The sequence below is a fragment of the Pseudomonas sp. HD6515 genome, from assembly GCF_024971855.1.
GTDB classification, from domain to species: Bacteria; Pseudomonadota; Gammaproteobacteria; order Pseudomonadales; family Pseudomonadaceae; genus Aquipseudomonas; species Aquipseudomonas alloputida.
In genome coordinates, this window is record NZ_CP079827.1 from 1,162,131 (window position 1) to 1,179,335 (window position 17,205).

General features: G+C 61.5%; 14 protein-coding genes. 1 reads left to right on the top strand and 13 read right to left on the bottom strand.

Going from position 1 to position 17,205, the window contains the following annotated elements:
* Nucleotides 1-55: 55 nt before the first annotated feature.
* The 7 genes from gltS to arcD (KW568_RS05455) form a co-directional block, all read right to left on the bottom strand.
* Complete coding sequence (gene gltS, locus KW568_RS05425) at nt 56-1,261, bottom strand: sodium/glutamate symporter (protein ID WP_003255079.1); 1,206 nt, start codon at nt 1,259-1,261, stop codon at nt 56-58.
* A 127-nt stretch (nt 1,262-1,388) separates the two neighbouring features.
* On the bottom strand, nt 1,389-2,897 hold the full coding sequence (locus KW568_RS05430; RefSeq protein WP_003255078.1) for a sigma-54-dependent transcriptional regulator: 1,509 nt from the start codon (nt 2,895-2,897) through the stop codon (nt 1,389-1,391).
* A gap of 140 nt (nt 2,898-3,037) precedes the next feature.
* Nucleotides 3,038-3,406 (bottom strand): DUF5064 family protein, encoded by a 369-nt coding sequence (locus tag KW568_RS05435; RefSeq protein ID WP_003255077.1) that lies wholly within the window; start codon nt 3,404-3,406, stop codon nt 3,038-3,040.
* Between the two features lie 56 nt (nt 3,407-3,462).
* Nucleotides 3,463-4,392: a carbamate kinase gene (arcC, locus tag KW568_RS05440; RefSeq protein WP_004575648.1), complete on the bottom strand. Its 930-nt coding sequence runs from the start codon at nt 4,390-4,392 to the stop codon at nt 3,463-3,465.
* A 183-nt stretch (nt 4,393-4,575) separates the two neighbouring features.
* Nucleotides 4,576-5,586 (bottom strand): ornithine carbamoyltransferase, encoded by a 1,011-nt coding sequence (locus KW568_RS05445; RefSeq protein ID WP_003255074.1) that lies wholly within the window; start codon nt 5,584-5,586, stop codon nt 4,576-4,578.
* Nucleotides 5,587-5,655: 69 nt separating this feature from the next.
* The gene (arcA, locus tag KW568_RS05450) at nt 5,656-6,909 is read right to left on the bottom strand and encodes an arginine deiminase (protein ID WP_003255072.1); all 1,254 of its coding nucleotides are present in this window, start codon (nt 6,907-6,909) and stop codon (nt 5,656-5,658) included.
* 33 nt (nt 6,910-6,942) lie between these two features.
* Nucleotides 6,943-8,370: an arginine-ornithine antiporter gene (arcD, locus tag KW568_RS05455; protein ID WP_003255071.1), complete on the bottom strand. Its 1,428-nt coding sequence runs from the start codon at nt 8,368-8,370 to the stop codon at nt 6,943-6,945.
* Between the two features lie 436 nt (nt 8,371-8,806).
* On the opposite strand from arcD (KW568_RS05455), the gene arcD (KW568_RS05460) reads away from it, so the two are divergent.
* Complete coding sequence (arcD, locus tag KW568_RS05460; RefSeq protein ID WP_003255067.1) at nt 8,807-10,234, top strand: arginine-ornithine antiporter; 1,428 nt, start codon at nt 8,807-8,809, stop codon at nt 10,232-10,234.
* On the opposite strand, the gene KW568_RS05465 is transcribed toward arcD (KW568_RS05460), so the two are convergent.
* The 6 genes from KW568_RS05465 to gap all read right to left on the bottom strand — a co-directional run bounded on the left by KW568_RS05465 (nt 10,214) and on the right by gap (nt 17,087).
* Nucleotides 10,214-10,627: a YbaN family protein gene (locus KW568_RS05465; RefSeq protein ID WP_003255065.1), complete on the bottom strand. Its 414-nt coding sequence runs from the start codon at nt 10,625-10,627 to the stop codon at nt 10,214-10,216. The genes arcD (KW568_RS05460) and KW568_RS05465 overlap by 21 nt on opposite strands.
* Before the next feature lie 54 nt (nt 10,628-10,681).
* Entirely contained in the window at nt 10,682-11,275 is a 594-nt protein-coding gene (locus tag KW568_RS05470; RefSeq protein WP_003255063.1) for a biliverdin-producing heme oxygenase, read from the bottom strand.
* 140 nt (nt 11,276-11,415) lie between these two features.
* Entirely contained in the window at nt 11,416-14,004 is a 2,589-nt protein-coding gene (locus tag KW568_RS05475) for a TonB-dependent receptor (protein WP_033726474.1), read from the bottom strand.
* 125 nt (nt 14,005-14,129) lie between these two features.
* Nucleotides 14,130-15,092 carry a FecR domain-containing protein gene (locus tag KW568_RS05480; protein ID WP_033726473.1) on the bottom strand — a complete coding sequence of 321 codons (963 nt, stop codon included), beginning with the start codon at nt 15,090-15,092 and terminating at the stop codon, nt 14,130-14,132.
* 88 nt (nt 15,093-15,180) lie between these two features.
* Nucleotides 15,181-15,693 (bottom strand): RNA polymerase sigma factor, encoded by a 513-nt coding sequence (locus tag KW568_RS05485; RefSeq protein ID WP_003255059.1) that lies wholly within the window; start codon nt 15,691-15,693, stop codon nt 15,181-15,183.
* A gap of 392 nt (nt 15,694-16,085) precedes the next feature.
* Nucleotides 16,086-17,087 carry a type I glyceraldehyde-3-phosphate dehydrogenase gene (gene gap, locus KW568_RS05490; protein WP_003255058.1) on the bottom strand — a complete coding sequence of 334 codons (1,002 nt, stop codon included), beginning with the start codon at nt 17,085-17,087 and terminating at the stop codon, nt 16,086-16,088.
* Nucleotides 17,088-17,205 lie beyond the last annotated feature (118 nt).

A 17,205-nucleotide genomic window follows, 5' to 3' on the forward strand; every position in this document is an offset into this window, starting at 1 on the left:
CCGGCAGGCCCCACGCCACTCAGAACGATGTCATTCAAGGGGAGCGTGAGATCGCTTAACCCGCAACAAACCAGGGCAATGCCAGGTACAGCTTGATCACGATGACATTGATGATGTCGATGAAGAACGCCCCCACCATCGGCACCACCAGGAAGGCAAGGTGCGAGGCACCAAAGCGTTGTGTCACCGCCTGCATGTTGGCGATGGCTGTCGGTGTTGCACCCAGGCCGAAGCCACAGTGGCCAGCAGCCAGGACTGCTGCATCGTAGTTGCGCCCCATTACCTTGAACGTCACGAAGATTGCGAACAGCGCCATGACCAGTGTCTGCGCGGCCAACAAGGTAAAGAAGGGTAACGCCAGGGCTGCCAGGTCCCACAACTTGAGCGACATCAAGGCAATGGCCAGGAACAGGGACAAACTCACATTGCCCAGTACCGACACTTCCCGTTCGAATACTTTGTAAACGCCTAAAGCCCGAAGCCCATTGCGCAACACTACACCGACGAAGAGTACGCAAACGAAGGTCGGTAGTTCGAATGCTGTGCCTTTCAACAAGCCATTAAGTAATGTGCCCGTCAGTAAGCTGACCGCAATAAGTGCCAAGGTTTCTATAAATGAAAACGATGTGATCAGGCGCTCTTTGTCGGGTTGTTCGAAGCCCTTGGGTAATTGCGGTGCTTCTTCTTGCACGCCAGGTGTTTCGACCCGTTTGATCAGCAACCGGGCGACTGGCCCACCGATCAAACCGCCCAACACCAGGCCGAAAGTGGCAGAGGCCATTGCCAGTTCCGAAGCCGAAGCCAGGCCGAACCGCTCAGTGAAGGTCGCGCCCCAGGCAGCGCCTGTACCGTGGCCACCCGACAAGCTGATCGAACCGGCCAGCAGGCCCATCAGCGGGTCGAGCCCCAGTGCGGTTGCCAGGCCGATGCCCATGGCGTTCTGAACCATTAGCAAACCCGTCACCACCAAAAGGAATACGGCGACCACGCGTCCCCCCTTCTTCAGGCTTGCGAAGTCTGCACTCAAGCCGATGGTAGCGAAGAATGCCAGCATCAACGGTGTTTGCAACGAGGTATCGAATTGGACGTGTACATCGAAACTGCGCAATGCCAGGAGTAACAGGGCAACGACCAGGCCGCCTGCAACAGGCTCCGGGATATTGTATGCGCGCAGGAAACCAATGCGTGCAACCAGGCCGCGTCCCAGTAGCAGTACCAACGAGGCGGCTACCAGTGTCCCGTAAAAATCGAGTTCGAACATCAGGGGACTCTTCGTTCAGGGTGACAAGCAAAATTGCAATGTCGCCATTCTACGGGGAGCACTCCAGTCACATGTGGCTGAGCGGCTAGGAAAAGTCCGATTCAATTATGGGTTTTGACCACAGCCGTCATGGTTTCCCGGGTATTCCATATTTACGCAGCCTCTGCGCGATAGCCGTGTGCGAAGTTTGCAAGCGCCCGGCCAGTTGCCGTGTTGACGGGTAGCTGGCATACAAGCGCTGTAACAGTTCACGCTCGAAATCACCTACAGCCTGTTCCAGGCTGGCCACTTCGCCATCTTGCCCGCGTGCCACCGAGGTGCCGGCGATGTCCAGGTCGCCGATATCCACCAGGTTGCCCTCGCAGATAGCCGCAGCGCGGAAGATCACGTTCTGCAATTGGCGCACATTGCCCGGCCAAGGGTTGGCTAGCAGTGCCGAATGGGTGGAGGGGGTCAGCCGACAGGCTGGGCGCTGGATCTGTGTGCACGCCTGCTGCATGAAGAAGTGCGCCAGCATCAGGATGTCCTGGCCACGGTCGCGAAGCGGCGGTACCTCCAGGTTAAGCACGTTCAGGCGGTAGAACAGGTCTTCGCGAAAGCTGCCTTCGGCGACCATGCGCTCCAGATCGCGGTGGGTGGCGCTGATGATGCGCACATCCACCTTCACTTCACGGTCGCCACCCACCCGGCGGAAGCTGCCATCGCTGAGAAAACGCAGCAGCTTGGCCTGCAGGTAGGGCGACATTTCACCAATTTCATCGAGAAACACGGTGCCCTGGTTGGCCAGTTCCATCAGCCCAGGCTTGCCACCTCGTTGCGCGCCGGTAAAGGCCCCGGGCGCGTAGCCGAACAGCTCGCTTTCGGCCAGGCTCTCGGGCAGCGCGGCGCAGTTCAGCGCCAGGAACGGGGCCGCATGGCGGCTGCTGACGGCATGGCAGGCGCGGGCGACCAGTTCTTTGCCGGTGCCGGTCTCGCCATGCACCAGCAGCGGCGCATCGAGCGCAGCCACGCGTAAGGCGCGGGCCTTGAGGGTGCGGATGGCCGGCGACTCGCCAAGCAAGGCATCGAAGCCTTCGGCGTGGTCGTGGTGCAAGGCCGACAGGCGTTCGCCCATGCGCGAGGGGGGGTACAGCGTCAGCAGGCCACCGGCGTTGGTAATCGGCATGGCGTCCAGCAGCAGGCTATGGCCGTTCAGCTGCATTTCGCGCATGGGCAGGTGGAAGTTGTTGTCCAGCAGCGCTTGCAGCAGCGCGGGATCGCCAAACAGCTCACCCACCGAGCGCCCGGCAGATTCGCGGCCGCACAGTTCGATCAGCGCCGGGTTGGCCAACAGCACCAGGCCTGCGCTGTCCACCGCCAGCACCGGGTCGCTCATGGCGGCCAGCAGGGCATCGAGCTGCAGGTGGCGGCGCTGGCCGGGGAGGATGTCGACCACGTCCACCGATTGCACGCCGTGTACTTCGAACAGCGCGTCGTGCAGTTCTTCAAGTACGGCGGGGCTGAGGGTGGGGGCGTCGATGTAGACGTTCGGCGGGACCATCTCCACGGCGTCCAGGTTGAGGTTGCGGGCACCGAGCAGGGCGAGGACTTCCTGGGTGATGCCGACGCGGTCGATGAAGCTGACGTGGATGCGCATGGGGTTCGAACAGTTGGCAACGGAGGCCGCCAGTATGCCCTGAGACGGGGTTCAGGCCCAAGGTCGGCGGTGGCGCATTCGCGGGCGTGCCCGCTCCCGCAGGGTTGCTGCTGTAGGGGCGGGCTTGCTCGCGAAAAGGGTCACTCCAGATGTTCAGGTTTGATCGGGTCGCCCGATTTCACGTCGAGCTTTTCGCGGATGTCCGCAAACATATGGTCATAGAGCTTGTGCGGCGAACTCAGGGTCTCGAATTTTTTCGGCGGCGCCAGATACGACTGCGCCTTGCGGGTCAGCAGCATGAGGAAGCTGGGCAAGGCCTGGTCCTTGGCCAGGAAGAACTTTTCTTCCACCGTTTTGCCTTCGATGCTGCCATGCATGTGGAACTGAATGCCTCTGCCTTCCTTGGGGTCCGACACAGCTTCGTACTCGATGTTCAGGTCATAGCTGTGGTCGGCGTTGTTCAGCGCAGAGCGCTCGATGTGTACATGACCAGGCTGATACTGGGCCATGGCTATCTCCTTTGGAAGGTCGAAAATGGCGGGCCGCGTAAGCCCGCCGACTGCATTCAACGGTAGCTGATCCCCGGCTTCTCGGTGGAAACCCGAGTGCCGGCTTTGCCTTTGACGATGCCTTCGATGTTCTCCAACGAACTGATCACCGCCACCTTGCCGGTGTTGCGGGCAAAGTCGCAGGCAGCCTGCACCTTCGGCCCCATGGAGCCGGCGGCAAACCCCAGCGTTTCCAACGCGTCCGGGTGGGCCTGGGCGATGGCCTTCTGCGTCGGCTTGCCCCAGTCAATGTAGGCTGCATCGACGTCGGTGGCGATAATCAGAAGGTCGGCTTCCAATTGCTCGGCCAGCAGCGCCGAGCACAGGTCTTTGTCGATCACCGCCTCGATGCCTTTGAGCTTGCCGTTTTCATCGTACATGGTGGGGATGCCGCCACCGCCTGCGCAAATCACGATGCTGCTTTTTTCCAGCAGCCACTTGATCGGGCGAATTTCGAAGATGCGCTTGGGTTTCGGGCTGGCTACCACGCGGCGGTACTTGTCGCCGTCGGCCTTGACCACCCAGCCCTTTTCCTTGGCCAGGCGCTCGGCCTCTTCCTTGCTGTAGACCGGGCCGATGAACTTGGTCGGGTCCTTGAAGGCAGGGTCGTTGGCGTCCACTTCCACCTGGGTCAGGAGGGTGGCGAACGGCACTTCAAAGTCCAGCAGGTTGCCCAGTTCCTGTTCGATCATGTAACCGATCATGCCCTCGGTCTCGGCACCCAGCACGTCCAGCGGGTAGGCCTCGTCTGGCTTGTACGACAGGGCCTGAAGCGACAGCAGACCCACTTGCGGGCCGTTGCCGTGGGCGATGACCAGCTCGTTGCCAGGGTGAATCTTGGCGATCTGTTCGGTGGCGGTGCGGATATTGGCGCGCTGGTTGTCAGCGGTCATGGGCTCGCCGCGACGAAGCAGGGCGTTGCCGCCCAATGCAACAACGATACGCATGGTAATGTCCTTTGGTGAAAGAGGGGACGCTGCTCTCGGACCGTACCGCTCCCAGTTGTAGGAGCGGGTTTACCCGCGAATGCGTCGGTAGCACCAACAGCGTTACCTGGGCTGACGCCTTCGCGGGTGAACCCGCTCCTACACACACACAAGGGCGGGGTGGCCGCGCTATCGAGACAGCCCTTACAGATCAGCCAGGGTCGATACCAGGATCGCCTTGATCGTGTGCATGCGGTTTTCCGCCTGCTCGAAGGCGATGCACGCTGGCGATTCGAACACGTCATCGGTCACTTCGATGCCGTTGGCCAGGTCCGGGTATTGTTCGGCGATCTGCTTGCCTACCTTGGTGTCGGAGTTGTGGAATGCCGGCAGGCAGTGCATGAACTTGGTCCGCGGGTTGCCGGTGGACTTCATCAGTTCGGCATTCACCTGATAAGGCTTGAGCTGCTTGATGCGCTCACCCCAGGCTTCGATCGGCTCGCCCATCGATACCCACACGTCGGTATGCACAAAGTCGACACCCTTGACCGCGGCTTTCGGGTCTTCGGTGAGGGTAATGCGTGCGCCGCTTTCTTCAGCGTACTGCTTGCAGCGCTCGACCAGGTCGTCGTGCGGCCACAGTGCCTTGGGCGCGGCGATGCGCACATCCATGCCAAGCTTGGCGCCGATCAGCAGCAGCGAGTTGCCCATGTTGTTGCGGGCATCGCCCAGGTAGGCGTAGCTGATGTCGTGCAGCGGCTTGTCGCTGTGCTCACGCATGGTCAGCACGTCTGCGATCATCTGGGTGGGGTGATATTCGTCGGTCAGGCCGTTGAACACCGGTACGCCGGCGAACTTGGCCAGCTCTTCGACGATTTCCTGCTTGAAGCCACGGTACTCGATGGCGTCATACATGCGCCCGAGCACTCGGGCGGTGTCCTTCATGCTTTCCTTGTGGCCGATCTGCGAGGAGTTGGGGTCGATGTAGGTGACGTTGGCGCCTTGGTCATAGGCTGCGACTTCGAAGGCACAACGGGTACGGGTGGAGGTTTTTTCGAAGATCAGGGCGATGTTGTTGCCCTTCAGGTGCTGCTGCTCGGTGCCGGTGTACTTGGCGCGCTTGAGGTCGCGGGACAGGTCCAGCAGGTAGCGCAACTCGCGGGTGGTGTGGTGTTCCAGGCTGAGCAAGTTGCGGTTGTGAATGTTGAACGCCATGACAGTTTCTCCTTGAGTTCGGTGATGTCCCGGCCGCCACTTCATGGGTGCGGCCGGGCGTAATGGTCGTTAGTAGTCGATCGGGTCGCGCACGATAGGGCAGGTCATGCAGTGGCCGCCGCCACGGCCCCGGCCCAGTTCGCCGGCGCTGATGGTGATGACCTCGATGCCGGCCTTGCGCAGCAGGGTGTTGGTGTAGGTGTTGCGGTCGTAGCCAATGACCACGCCCGGCTCGATGGCCACCACGTTGTTACCGTCATCCCACTGTTCGCGCTCGGCGGCGAAGCTGTTGCCGCCGGTCTCGACCACGCGCAGCTTGACACCCAGTTGCTCGCCCACCACTTCGATGAACGACTTGTTGATGCGGCGTACATCCATTCCGTAAGGCTTGCTTTCGTCCGGGCGGATGATGAATGGCACAATCTCTTTCACCACTTCCGGGAAGACCGTGACCAGGTCGCGGTCGCAGAAGCTGAAGACAGTGTCCAGGTGCATGGCGGCGCGGGACTTTGGCAGGCCGGCGACGATCACTTCCTTGACGGCGCCCTTGGCGAACAGGTTTTGCGCGAGCTGGCCGATGGCCTGGCGCGAGGTGCGCTCACCCATGCCGATGAGCACGATGCCATTGCCGATCGGCATCACATCACCGCCTTCGAGGGTGGCATTGCCATGGTCCTTGTCCGGGTCGCCATACCACACCTGGAAGTCGGCCTCGGTGAACGCCTTGTGGAACTTGTAGATGGCGGTGGTCAACAGGGTTTCCTGGCGACGCGCCGGCCAGTACATCGGGTTCAGCGTCACGCCGCCGTAGATCCAGCAGGTGGTGTCGCGGGTGAATTGGGTGTTGGGCAGGGGTGGCAGGATGAAGCTGGAGTGGCCCAGGTAGTCGTTGTACATCTTCACGACTTCGGCGCCTTCGCTCTGCGGCAGGTCCTGGCCTGCCACGCCGCCGATCAGGAATTCGGCCAGGTGGCGTGGCTCCAGGCCTTCGAGCCAGCTGCGCACTTCGTTGGTCAGGCCTACGCCGACGGTATCAGGGGTGATCTTGCGGTCGAGGATCCACTTGAGCGCCTCTTTGTTCTGCACGATATCGGTCAGCAGGTTGTGCATCTCCAGCACATCCACACCACGCTCGCGCATCTTGGTGACGAAGTCGAAATGGTCACGCTTGGCCTGGTCGACCCAGATCACATCGTCGAACAGCAGTTCGTCACAGTTGCTCGGCGTCAGGCGCTTGTGCGCCAGGCCCGGTGCGCAAACCATCACTTTGCGCAGTTTGCCGGCTTCGGAGTGGACACCGTACTTCTGTTTTTCAGCGGACATGGTTTCATTCCTCCAATTGAGCGAAGACGTGGGTCAAAGGGTCAGGAAGCCGTCATACAGGCCAAAGGCTGCCACCAGGGCGCCAATGACCACGGCTGCGAAGATCAGTTTTTCCACGTTGGTGAAGACCGGTTTGCCCACCTCACGCTTGGCCTTGGCGAACAGGATGGCGCCAGGTGCGTAGAGCAGGGCAGAGAGCAGCAGGTATTTCACGCCGCCGGCGTACAGCAGCCAGATGGCGTACAACAGGGCGATGCCACCGATGATCAGGTCCTTCTTGCGTTCGGCCAGGGCCTGTTCGTAGGTTTCGCTGCGCAGTGCCAGCAAGAACGCATAGGCGGCCGACCACAGGTAGGGCACCAGGATCATCGAGGTGGCGAGGTAGATCAGAGACAGGTAGGTGCTGCTTGAGAACAGCGTGATGACCAGAAAGATCTGCACCATGGCGTTGGTCAGCCACAGGGCGTTGGCCGGTACCTGTTTGGCGTTCTCGCGGCGCAGGAACTCCGGCATGGTGTGGTCCTTGGCTGCGGCGAACATGATCTCGGCGCACAACAGCACCCACGACAGCAGCGCCCCGAGCAGCGAGATGACCAGGCCGACGCTGATCAGCACCGCCCCCCAGTGGCCGACCACATGCTCCAGCACGGCAGCCATCGATGGGTTCTGCAGCTTGGCCAGTTCCGGTTGAGTCATGATGCCCAGCGACAGCACGTTGACCAACACCAGGAACAGCAGCACGGTCACGAAGCCGATCACCGTTGCCTTGCCCACGTCGGTGCGTTTTTCCGCCCGCGCCGAGAAGATGCTCGCGCCCTCGATGCCGATGAATACCCACACGGTAACCAGCATCATGTTGCGCACTTGGTTCATGACGCTGCCAAGCTCTGGCGTGCCTACGGCCCAGATATCGGCGGTGAAGATGTCGAGCCTGAAGGCGAACAGGCAGATCAGGGCGAACAGCACCAGCGGCACCACTTTGGCCACAGTGGTGACCAGGTTGATGAAGGCTGCCTCCTTGATGCCGCGCAGTACCAGAAAGTGCACCGCCCACAACAGGATCGATGCGCCAATGATGGCGGCTGGGGTGTTGCCTTCACCGAAGATCGGGAAGAAGTAACCCAGGGTGCTGAACAGCAGTACGAAGTAGCCGACGTTGCCCAGCCAGGCACTGATCCAGTAGCCCCAGGCCGAGGAAAAGCCCATGTAGTCGCCGAAGCCGGCCTTGGCATAGGCATACACCCCGCCATCCAGGTCAGGCTTGCGGTTGGCCAGGGTCTGGAACACGAAAGCCAGGGTCAGCATGCCGACCGCGGTGATCCCCCAACCGATCAGCACGGCCCCAACCCCTGCGCTGGCGGCCATGTTTTGCGGCAGCGAGAAGATCCCGCCGCCAATCATCGAACCGACGACAAGTGCAACTAATGCGCCGAGCTTTAGTTTTCCGGATGAATCAGACATTTAACAACTCCTGCCAGGAGAAAGTTGACGACAGAATAGATCCGACGCCGTTGCCTTGACCTGACTTACGTCAGTTTAAGGCGACGTGAAGGTAGGAAATTTCCTTCACGGGTGCTCCTGGAGAGTGCCGACAGCTTGAGCTGCAGGCCTTGTGTGCTGGCACCTCCATGTCCTTCTAGAGCAAACGCTCTGTTCAGCCTGCGAAGCTTGAAATTAGCCGCTTTTGCCGCTTTAGCAAATTTTTCACAAGAATTTCGAGTTTTATCAGTTTCTTTTCTAGTTGCTGGACTGCTGCTAGTTTTGAGGGAGCAGGTACATAGACAAAGCAGTTATTAGTGATATAGGTTGGGCGCACGGCTTCAGTATAAGTAACGGTATTTATATAGCCAGCAAGGCTGTTTCAAACGCATGACAGGGCTGGAAGAAAGGGAGGCTCATGAGCGAACCGGGACAGAAGCTGCGCCTGGGCGCGCTGATCGCGCTGGTGGTCGGGTCGATGATTGGCGGCGGGATCTTCTCGCTACCGCAGAACATGGCCGCGCGTGCTGATGTGGGTGCAGTGCTGATCGGCTGGGGGATCACCGCTGTCGGCATGTTGGCCCTGGCTTTCGTGTTCCAGACCCTGGCCAACCGCAAGCCGGAACTGGACTCAGGGGTATATGCCTACGCCAAGGCCGGCTTTGGCGAGTACATGGGCTTTTCCTCGGCCTGGGGCTACTGGATCAGCGCCTGGCTGGGCAATGTCGGCTACTTCGTACTGCTGTTCAGCACCCTGGGTTTCTACTTCCCGGTGTTCGGCGAAGGCAACACGCCCATCGCCATCGGATGTGCCTCGTTGCTGCTGTGGTCGGTGCACTTCCTGGTACTGCGCGGCATCAAGGAGGCGGCCTTCATCAACCAGGTCACCACCGTCGCCAAAGTGGTGCCTTTGCTGATTTTCGTGGTGATCGCTGCATTTGCCTTCCGCGCCGATATCTTCACCCGGGATATCTGGGGCTTGAGCAACCCACAATTCGGCAGCGTGCTGGAGCAGGTGCGCAATATGATGCTTGTGACCGTATTCGTGTTCATCGGCATAGAGGGCGCCAGCGTGTATTCCGGGCGTGCCCAGCGTCGGTCAGACGTGGGCAAGGCCACGGTCATCGGTTTTCTGGGTGTGCTGGCGCTGCTGGTGCTGGTCAACGTGCTGTCGCTGGGCATCATGACCCAACCGGAACTGGCCGGGCTGCAGAACCCCTCACTGGCCTCGGTGCTGGAGCATATTGTCGGCCCTTGGGGCGCCTTGCTGATCAGCCTCGGCCTGGCGGTCTCGCTGCTTGGCGCCTTGCTTTCATGGGCGTTGTTGTGTGCCGAAATCCTCTACGCCACGGCGCGGGACAAGACCATGCCGCGCTTTCTGGCCAAGGAAAACGCCAACCATGTGCCGGCTAACGCCCTGTGGCTGACCAACTGCATGATTCAGGGTTTCCTGCTGATTACGCTGTTCTCCGCCGGTACGTACACCAGTCTGATCTACCTGGCCTCGTCGATGATCCTGGTGCCCTACCTGTGGTCTGCGGCGTATGCCGTGCTGCTGGCGATGCGCGCAGAAACCTATGCCGGGCAGCCGAGGTTGCGGCGCAAGGACCTGCTGGTGGCGCTGGTTGCCCTGCTGTATGCCGTGTGGCTGCTGTATGCCGGCGGGCTCAAGTACCTGCTGCTTTCGGCGCTGCTGTACGCCCCCGGCGTCATCTTGTTCGCGAGGGCCAAGCATGAGCAGGGGCAGACGTTGTTCACGGCCTGGGAAAAGCTGATTTTCGCCGCCGTGCTGGTGGGCGCCGCGCTGGCGGCCTACGCCTTGTATTCAGGGCTGCTGAGCTTGTGACGGGGCAGGGCAGGCGTGTTCCGGGCGTGACCAGATCCACAGGTTGCCCAGGGTCATGCCGGCGATTGCCAGGAATACTGGCCAGTGGTGTTCCAGAAAGGTCAGCATCAGGCCCGCGCACAGCAGCATGCTGATGGTTGCGCTGACCTTGGCCCGGCGCTGGATCACCTTGCCGTTGCGCCAGTTATGCAGAATTGGCCCGAACAGCCGGTGGTTCTCCAGCCATGCCGACAGGCGCGGTGAGCTGCGCGTGGCGGCCCAGGCGGCCAGCAGGATGAACTCGGTGGTCGGCAAGCCAGGAATCACAATGGCGACCAGGCCCACCCCGAGGCTCACGTAGGCCAGGATTCCATACAACAGGCGGGCGAGTTTCGAGCGGGCTGGTCGGGTCATGTTCTCACTGCATAAAACGGTTCGGCCACCGGAGGGGTGGCCGGCTTCGGCGTATCAGACCAGCGCGGCATCCGCAGCGTAGGCGTGCTTGAGCAGCTCGGTGAAGCGCTCGAAAGCGGCCACTGCACCGCGCTCGGCAGCCGCTTCCTCTTCCGGCGAGAGCGCCAGGCCATCGAGGATGCGGGTGAACTGCTTCCAGCCTTCGGCACGGCCACCGGCGGGCTCCCCCAGGTGACGGGCACCGAAGCTGTCGGACAGTTCCAGGGCCACGGCACGCTTGATCAGAAACGCAGCGCCCAGTTTGGAGCCTTCGGAGACGAAGATCCAGCCCATTGCCTCGCCCAGGCTCAGCTTGCCCACGGCACCCGGTACGGCGGCCGGTACTTCGGTGTCGAGGTCGGCAAGGTCCAGGCGGGCCTGGTCGGCACGGCAGCGCTCAGCCAGATCAGGGACGATGGCGATCAGCTGAGGGTCGTTGTACAGGGCCTGCAGCTCGGACTGGAACAGGTACTGCGCGACGACGAAGCGGGCGAAGCTTTCGCGGCTGTCGAAAGGCGCGTGGGATTTGACCAGGGCATCCAGTTCGGCGTGCGGGGCGTGGGTGATCTGGTTCAGGCGCTGGGAGCGCAGGGATGGGCGTTCGGTCATGGGGCAGTCCTTGGAAAGAGGGCGTCTAGATACAAGACGAAACAGCGGGAGCGGGACAGTAAAAAAAGCCGGTATTTGTGTTGCCAGTACCGGCCTCTTCGCGGGTTTACCCGCAAAGAGGCCGGTACAGACGTAACGCCTCAGATATCCCAAACCACATTGATACCGAAGTTGCGCCCCGGCATGGTCAGGCGGTCGATGTTGGCTGGCTGGGTCACAGCCGCCTCACCCTGGCCGTCGTAGCTGCGCACCGAATCCCACTGCCAGTACTTCTTGTCGGTAAGGTTGTACAGCCCGGCGTTGATGGTGACGTCGTCGGTGACCTTGTAGTAGCCGGTCAGGTCCATCACACCGTAGCCCGGGGTGCGGAACTTCGAGGTAGAACCGTCAGGCGAATAAAAGGTGCTGTCGTCGACACGGGTCTTGCGCTTGACCAGCGTCCAGCTCAGCAAGCCACCGTAGTTCTGCTGCTCGTAGCCCAGGCCGAATACGCCCTTGAGCGGGTTGACACTGTTCAGCGGTTGACCGGTGTCATCGTTACGACCATAGGTGTAGGCAATCGAGGTTTGGGTATAGAGGCCCTGCGGTGCGCCGAAGTGGTCGAGGTTCAGGCGGCCCTTGAATTCGGCACCCTTGATGGTGGCGTGCTTGATGTTGTTGGCCTGGAAGGTCTGTTCCAGGTTGGCGCTTTGCACGGCATCTTCGTCGATGAAATCACGGTACTTGTTGTAGAACACTGCCACGTCGAAGTTGCCGGCGTCGAAGTTGCCACGCAGGCCGGTTTCGTAGCTTTTGCTCTTTTCAGGCTCAAGGTTCGGGTTGCCCTCCACGCGGTAGCCTTGGTCCAGGTTCTGGAAGCGGCCATACATGGCTTTGGCGGTCGGCGTGCGGAAGCCCTCTGCATATTGGCCGTACCAGGTGTAATTGTCGTTGAAGGCGTAGGTCAGGCCGAACTTGGGCGAGACGCGGTGCCACTTCTTGTCCGAATCGTCCTGGGAGGTAGGCGCTGTACCGCTGGACTCCAGGCCACGCAGGAATGCCTCGGTGAATTTGGGCTCCATACGGGTGTAGTCGTAGCGCGCGCCGGGCATGAAGGTCCAGTTGTTCCAGCGGATTTCATCCTGCGCGAACAGGCTGTAGGTATTCACGGTCGGGTCCGGGAAGTCGCTGACCAAGGCCTGGCCGTCACGCGCGCTGTCCTGTCCGATGGCTGTACAGGTACCCCCGATGTTCAGGCAAGTGCCGGTGCCGCTACGTGAACCCGTTACTTTCTCCTGTTTGAATGTGGTGCCGTAGGTAAACAGGTGGTCGGTTTGGCCAATGCTGAAGGCCTTGTCCAATTGGGCGTCGAATACCCACTGGCGATCCTTGTAGGTAGTCTGCCGGTCCCGAAGCACTTGGCGTCCCGAGGCGACATACAGCTCATCGGTACGTTGGTCGGTCTTCGCGATCTGGTAGTTGAGGCTCCATTTGACGTGATCTGCGACCACGCTATCGAGGTCGAATTCATGATTGAGGCCGAAGCGTTCACGGGTGATCGTGTCGTTGCCTTGGCGCATGCGGTACGAGTTCATGCCACCAAAGCCGGGGATGAACGGCCCACCCACCGCGCTGAGGATGTTCTGGTCGCGGTCATCTTTGTAGCGCTCGTAGGTGAACCCCAGACGCGCGTCGTCGGCGTAGTTCCAGCCCAGCTTGGCCAGCACGTTGGTGGTGCGCACGTCCATCGGGTTGGCTTCGGTGCGCGACAGGCCGTCGCCACTGTGGCTGCCGTGGGTTTCGGTCTCGTGGCCGTTGCGCTGGCTCAGGTGCAGCAGGCCGTCGAAATCACCCTGGCGGCCGGCGACGGTGGCGGAGGTCAGCCAGCTTTCGTCGGCCGAGCTGTAGCCGGTTTTCAGGCGTGCACCCACGTCTTTACCGGGCTTGATGATGTCGTCCGGGTCGAGGGTGAAGTAGCTCACCGCACCGCCGATGGCGTTGCTGCCATACAACACCGAGGCCGGGCCGCGGAGGATTTCCACACGCTTGACGATTTCCGGGTCGACGTAGTTGCGCTGGGTCTGGGCGTAAGGGCCGTAGAAGAAGCTGTCGGGGATCGACACGCCGTCGACTTGGGTGAGGATCCGCTCGCCGTCGATACCACGGATGTTGTAGCCGTTCAGCCCGCTGCGTTGGCCGGTTCCGGATACCGACACCCCCGGCTCGTAGCGCACCAGATCCTGGATATTGTTCACGTTCTGCCGGTCCAGTTGCTCACGGGTCTGCACGCTGACAGTGCTCGGCACCTGGCTGACGTCCTGTGCGCTGCGGGTGGCGCTGACGGTCACCTGCTGCAGGGCGATCACGTTGCTTGCGGTTTGGCGCTCCAGTACCACATTGCCGTTGCTGATCTTGCGAAAGCTCAGCCCGGTGCCCCGCAACAGGCGCTTGAGGGCAGCAGCTGGCGGCAGCGAACCTTGTACGCCTGGCGAAGCCACGCCGTCGGCCAGCTCGGCGCTGAAGCCGACCTGCCAGCCGGTGACCTGGCTGAAGGCGTTGATCGCCGACACCAGCGGCTGCTGGTCGATGCTGAAGCGGTAGTCGCCCATGCGCGGGCTGCTGGCCTGGGCCGGCTCGGCGGCCAGCGCCGGCAGGCTGCAGGCGCCGCTGGCGAGCAGAGCAAGGGTCAACAGGGACAGTTGTCCTGTACGGCGGGGAAGGTTGGACGAGCGGGTAGGACCAGTGGACATCGGAAGCGCTCCCAGACGCGCGGGCTGTTATAGGTGATGGCTGTTCTTGCTTTAAACAAGAATCAGTTGCATTGGCTATAACGAGACGGGCGGGCGAGTGCGATCGCGTAAAAATAATTCAGGGGTCAGTTCAGGATGACCAGCGCCGGGTACTCATGCAGTTGTGCCGAGGTGATGTGGGCCAGTGCGCGCAGGGTTTCCAGCGGCTGGTCGAGGCGGTAGTTACCGGTGACGGCAACGTTCTCCAGCTGCGCATTGCGGTTGATGATCCAGCCCGGGTAGTAGCGCTGCACTTCGGCCAGTACCTGGCTCAACGGGCAGTTCTCGAACACCAGACGGCCGTCGATCCAGGCCAGGTCCTTGTGCATGTCGGGGCGCTGGCGCTGGCCAAAGCCCTGGGGGCCGACGCTGATGCTGTCGCCGGCAGTCAAGCGGATGCGCTGGTCACGATCCCCCTGCAGGTCGACATCACCGCGTTGCACCCGTACCTGGGCCTCGCCGTCAAGGTAGCGCACGGCAAAGTCGGTGTCGCGCACCTGTGCGCGCAACGGCCCGGCTTCAACCTCCAGCGGCAATTGAGCGCCCTCGGGGACCTGGAAGTAAGCCTCGCCCTGTAGCAGGCGGGCGACCTGGCGGCCGTCCTGGCGTTCGCTGGCAAACGCTGAATTGGTGTTGAGCAGCACTTTTGCGCCGTCTTCCAGTTGCAAGCGCTGGCGCTCGCCGACCACCGTAAGGTGGTCGGCCTGCAGGCGCATGGGCAGGTTACCGACGGTGAACAGCCCGACCAGCAGCATCGCCGCGGTGGCCAGGGGTTTCCAGTGACTGCGCAGGCGCCCGCGTAATGAGCGGCGTTGCCGCTGGTGCATGTGCGTGGCCACCTGATGCAACGGCGCACCGTTCCACAGTGCCTCAGCCTCGACATAGGCCTCGGCGTTTTCTGGCGCGGCGCTCAGCCAGGCTTCAAAGGCCTGGGTGTCCTCGGCATCTGCGCATTGCAGGCGCACCAGCCAGTCCAGCGCCTCGTCCATGGCACGAGCACAGGCAATAGGCCTGGCAGGTGACGGGCGAGGGGCAGGGCTGTCGGTCACGGTGAATCCTTGAATGGTTTTTTGCGAATGATCAAGACTAAGGCGGGGTGTGGCAAGGGCTTTGCGTTGCCGTTCGCCTGCGGTCAGCTTACTTGAGTCGTTCGGCAACACCCATGCAGATTGCCATGATCAGTTTCAGTTCCTTTTGTACCGTGCTGGGCGAAACACTCAGTTGTTCGGCGATTTCCAGATAGGTGGCGCCATGCAGGCGGCTTAGGATGAAAATGCGTTGTTGGCGCTCGCTCAGTTGATTGAGGCTGACGCTGAGGTGCTTGAGCAACTGCTCGGCGTGCGCGGCATCCTCGCTGCTGGTGGCGGGCGCGGCGACACTGTGCAGCACTTCGTCGGGCACGTCGTCGACCAGCATGCGTGCCTGCACCCGGCGTGCACGCAGGTGGTCCAACGCCAGGTTGCGCGCGGTCTGAAACACAAACGGCTCGATGTGCTCGATGGGCCGCTCGCCCAGCGCGCGGGACACCCGCAGGTAGGTTTCCTGCAGCAGGTCTTCGGCCGTGCTGGGGTTACCGACCATGCGCTGCAGGGTACGCAGCAGGGTGAGGCGCTGAACGAGGAAGACGGAATTGAACCGGGACTGACTCACGGGGGGACCTGGCCGACGAAAGGTTAATGATAATGCTTATCATCCGCGCTGCAGGTCAAGTGTGGAATTATCAGGAAAAGGTAAAGATTGTAGTCGCGGGATGCCGTGTGCTTTTTTGTGGGAGCGGCCTGCAACCTTGAGCCTGCCCCAACCATTCATCGGTCACGGTGCGTTATACCTTGGTCGACGACCACGTTTGCCACGAGGCCTGAGCAACCCTTGTGGGAGCGGCCTTGTGTCGCGATAGGGCCGCAAAGCGGCCCCAGCAATCTATGCATGATGCGGAGATCCTGGGGCCGCTGCACGGCCCTTTCGCGACGCAAGGCCGCTCCCACAGGGATCGCGCCAGCTTTTAGAAATTGAGCAGGGCAGTTGCCCCCACACGGGTCGCGTCAGCCAGCCCGGTGCAGCGCCAGGCAGTTATCCAGCATCCGGTTGCTGAACCCCCACTCGTTGTCATACCAGGCCAGCACCTTGAGCATCCGCCCGTTGGCCCGGGTATGGTTGGCATCGAAGATCGACGACAGCGGGTTGTGGTTGAAATCGCAGGAAACCAATGGCAGGGCGTTGTAGCCCAATACCTTGGAATGCTTGCTGGCCTCGAGGAACAGCTGGTTGACCTGCTCGGCCGTGGCCTCGCGCTTGAGGTTGACGGTGAGGTCCACCAACGACACGTTGATGACGGGCACCCGCACCGCCATGCCGGTCAGCTTGCCGGCCAGCTCCGGCAGCACCAGGCCCACGGCCTCGGCGGCACCGGTCTTGCTCGGGATCATCGACTGGGTGGCTGAACGCGCACGGTACGGGTCGCTGTGGTAAACGTCAGTCAGCACCTGGTCGTTGGTGTAGGCGTGAATGGTGGTCATCAGGCCTTGCTCGATGCCGAACTCCCGGTGCAGCACCTGGGCGATCGGCGCCAGGCAGTTGGTGGTGCAGGAAGCATTGGAAATGACTTGGTGCGAGGCCCGCAGGATGTCGTGGTTGACCCCGTACACCACAGTGGCATCGGCACCCTTGGCCGGAGCCGAGACAATCACCTTGCCCGCCCCGGCGGCCAGGTGCGCAGCGGCTTTGGCGCGGTCGGTGAACAGCCCGGTGCACTCGAACACCACGTCGATCGCCTCGGCCTTCCAGGGCAGTTCGGCCGGATTGCGAATGGCACTGACCGCAATACGGTCCCCGTTGACCGTCAGGCTTTCGTGGTCGGCCTCGACGGTCGCGTCGAAGGTGCCGTGGACACTGTCGTACTTGAGCAGGTGGGCATTCATGGCGCTGTCGCCCAGGTCGTTGATGGCGACGACCTGCAGGTCCTGGCGGTAGCCTTGGGTATACAGTGCGCGCAGGACGTTGCGCCCGATTCGGCCGAATCCATTGATGGCGATGCGAAGGGTCATGGCAGTACCTCTGGCAGTTCGAGTGAAACCTGTGGCACAAAGGAGCTTCACTGAAACGGTTTTGTTGTTGGAATTACAAGATTATTCACTGGCTGATAGAAAACAAGCCTTTTTAGTG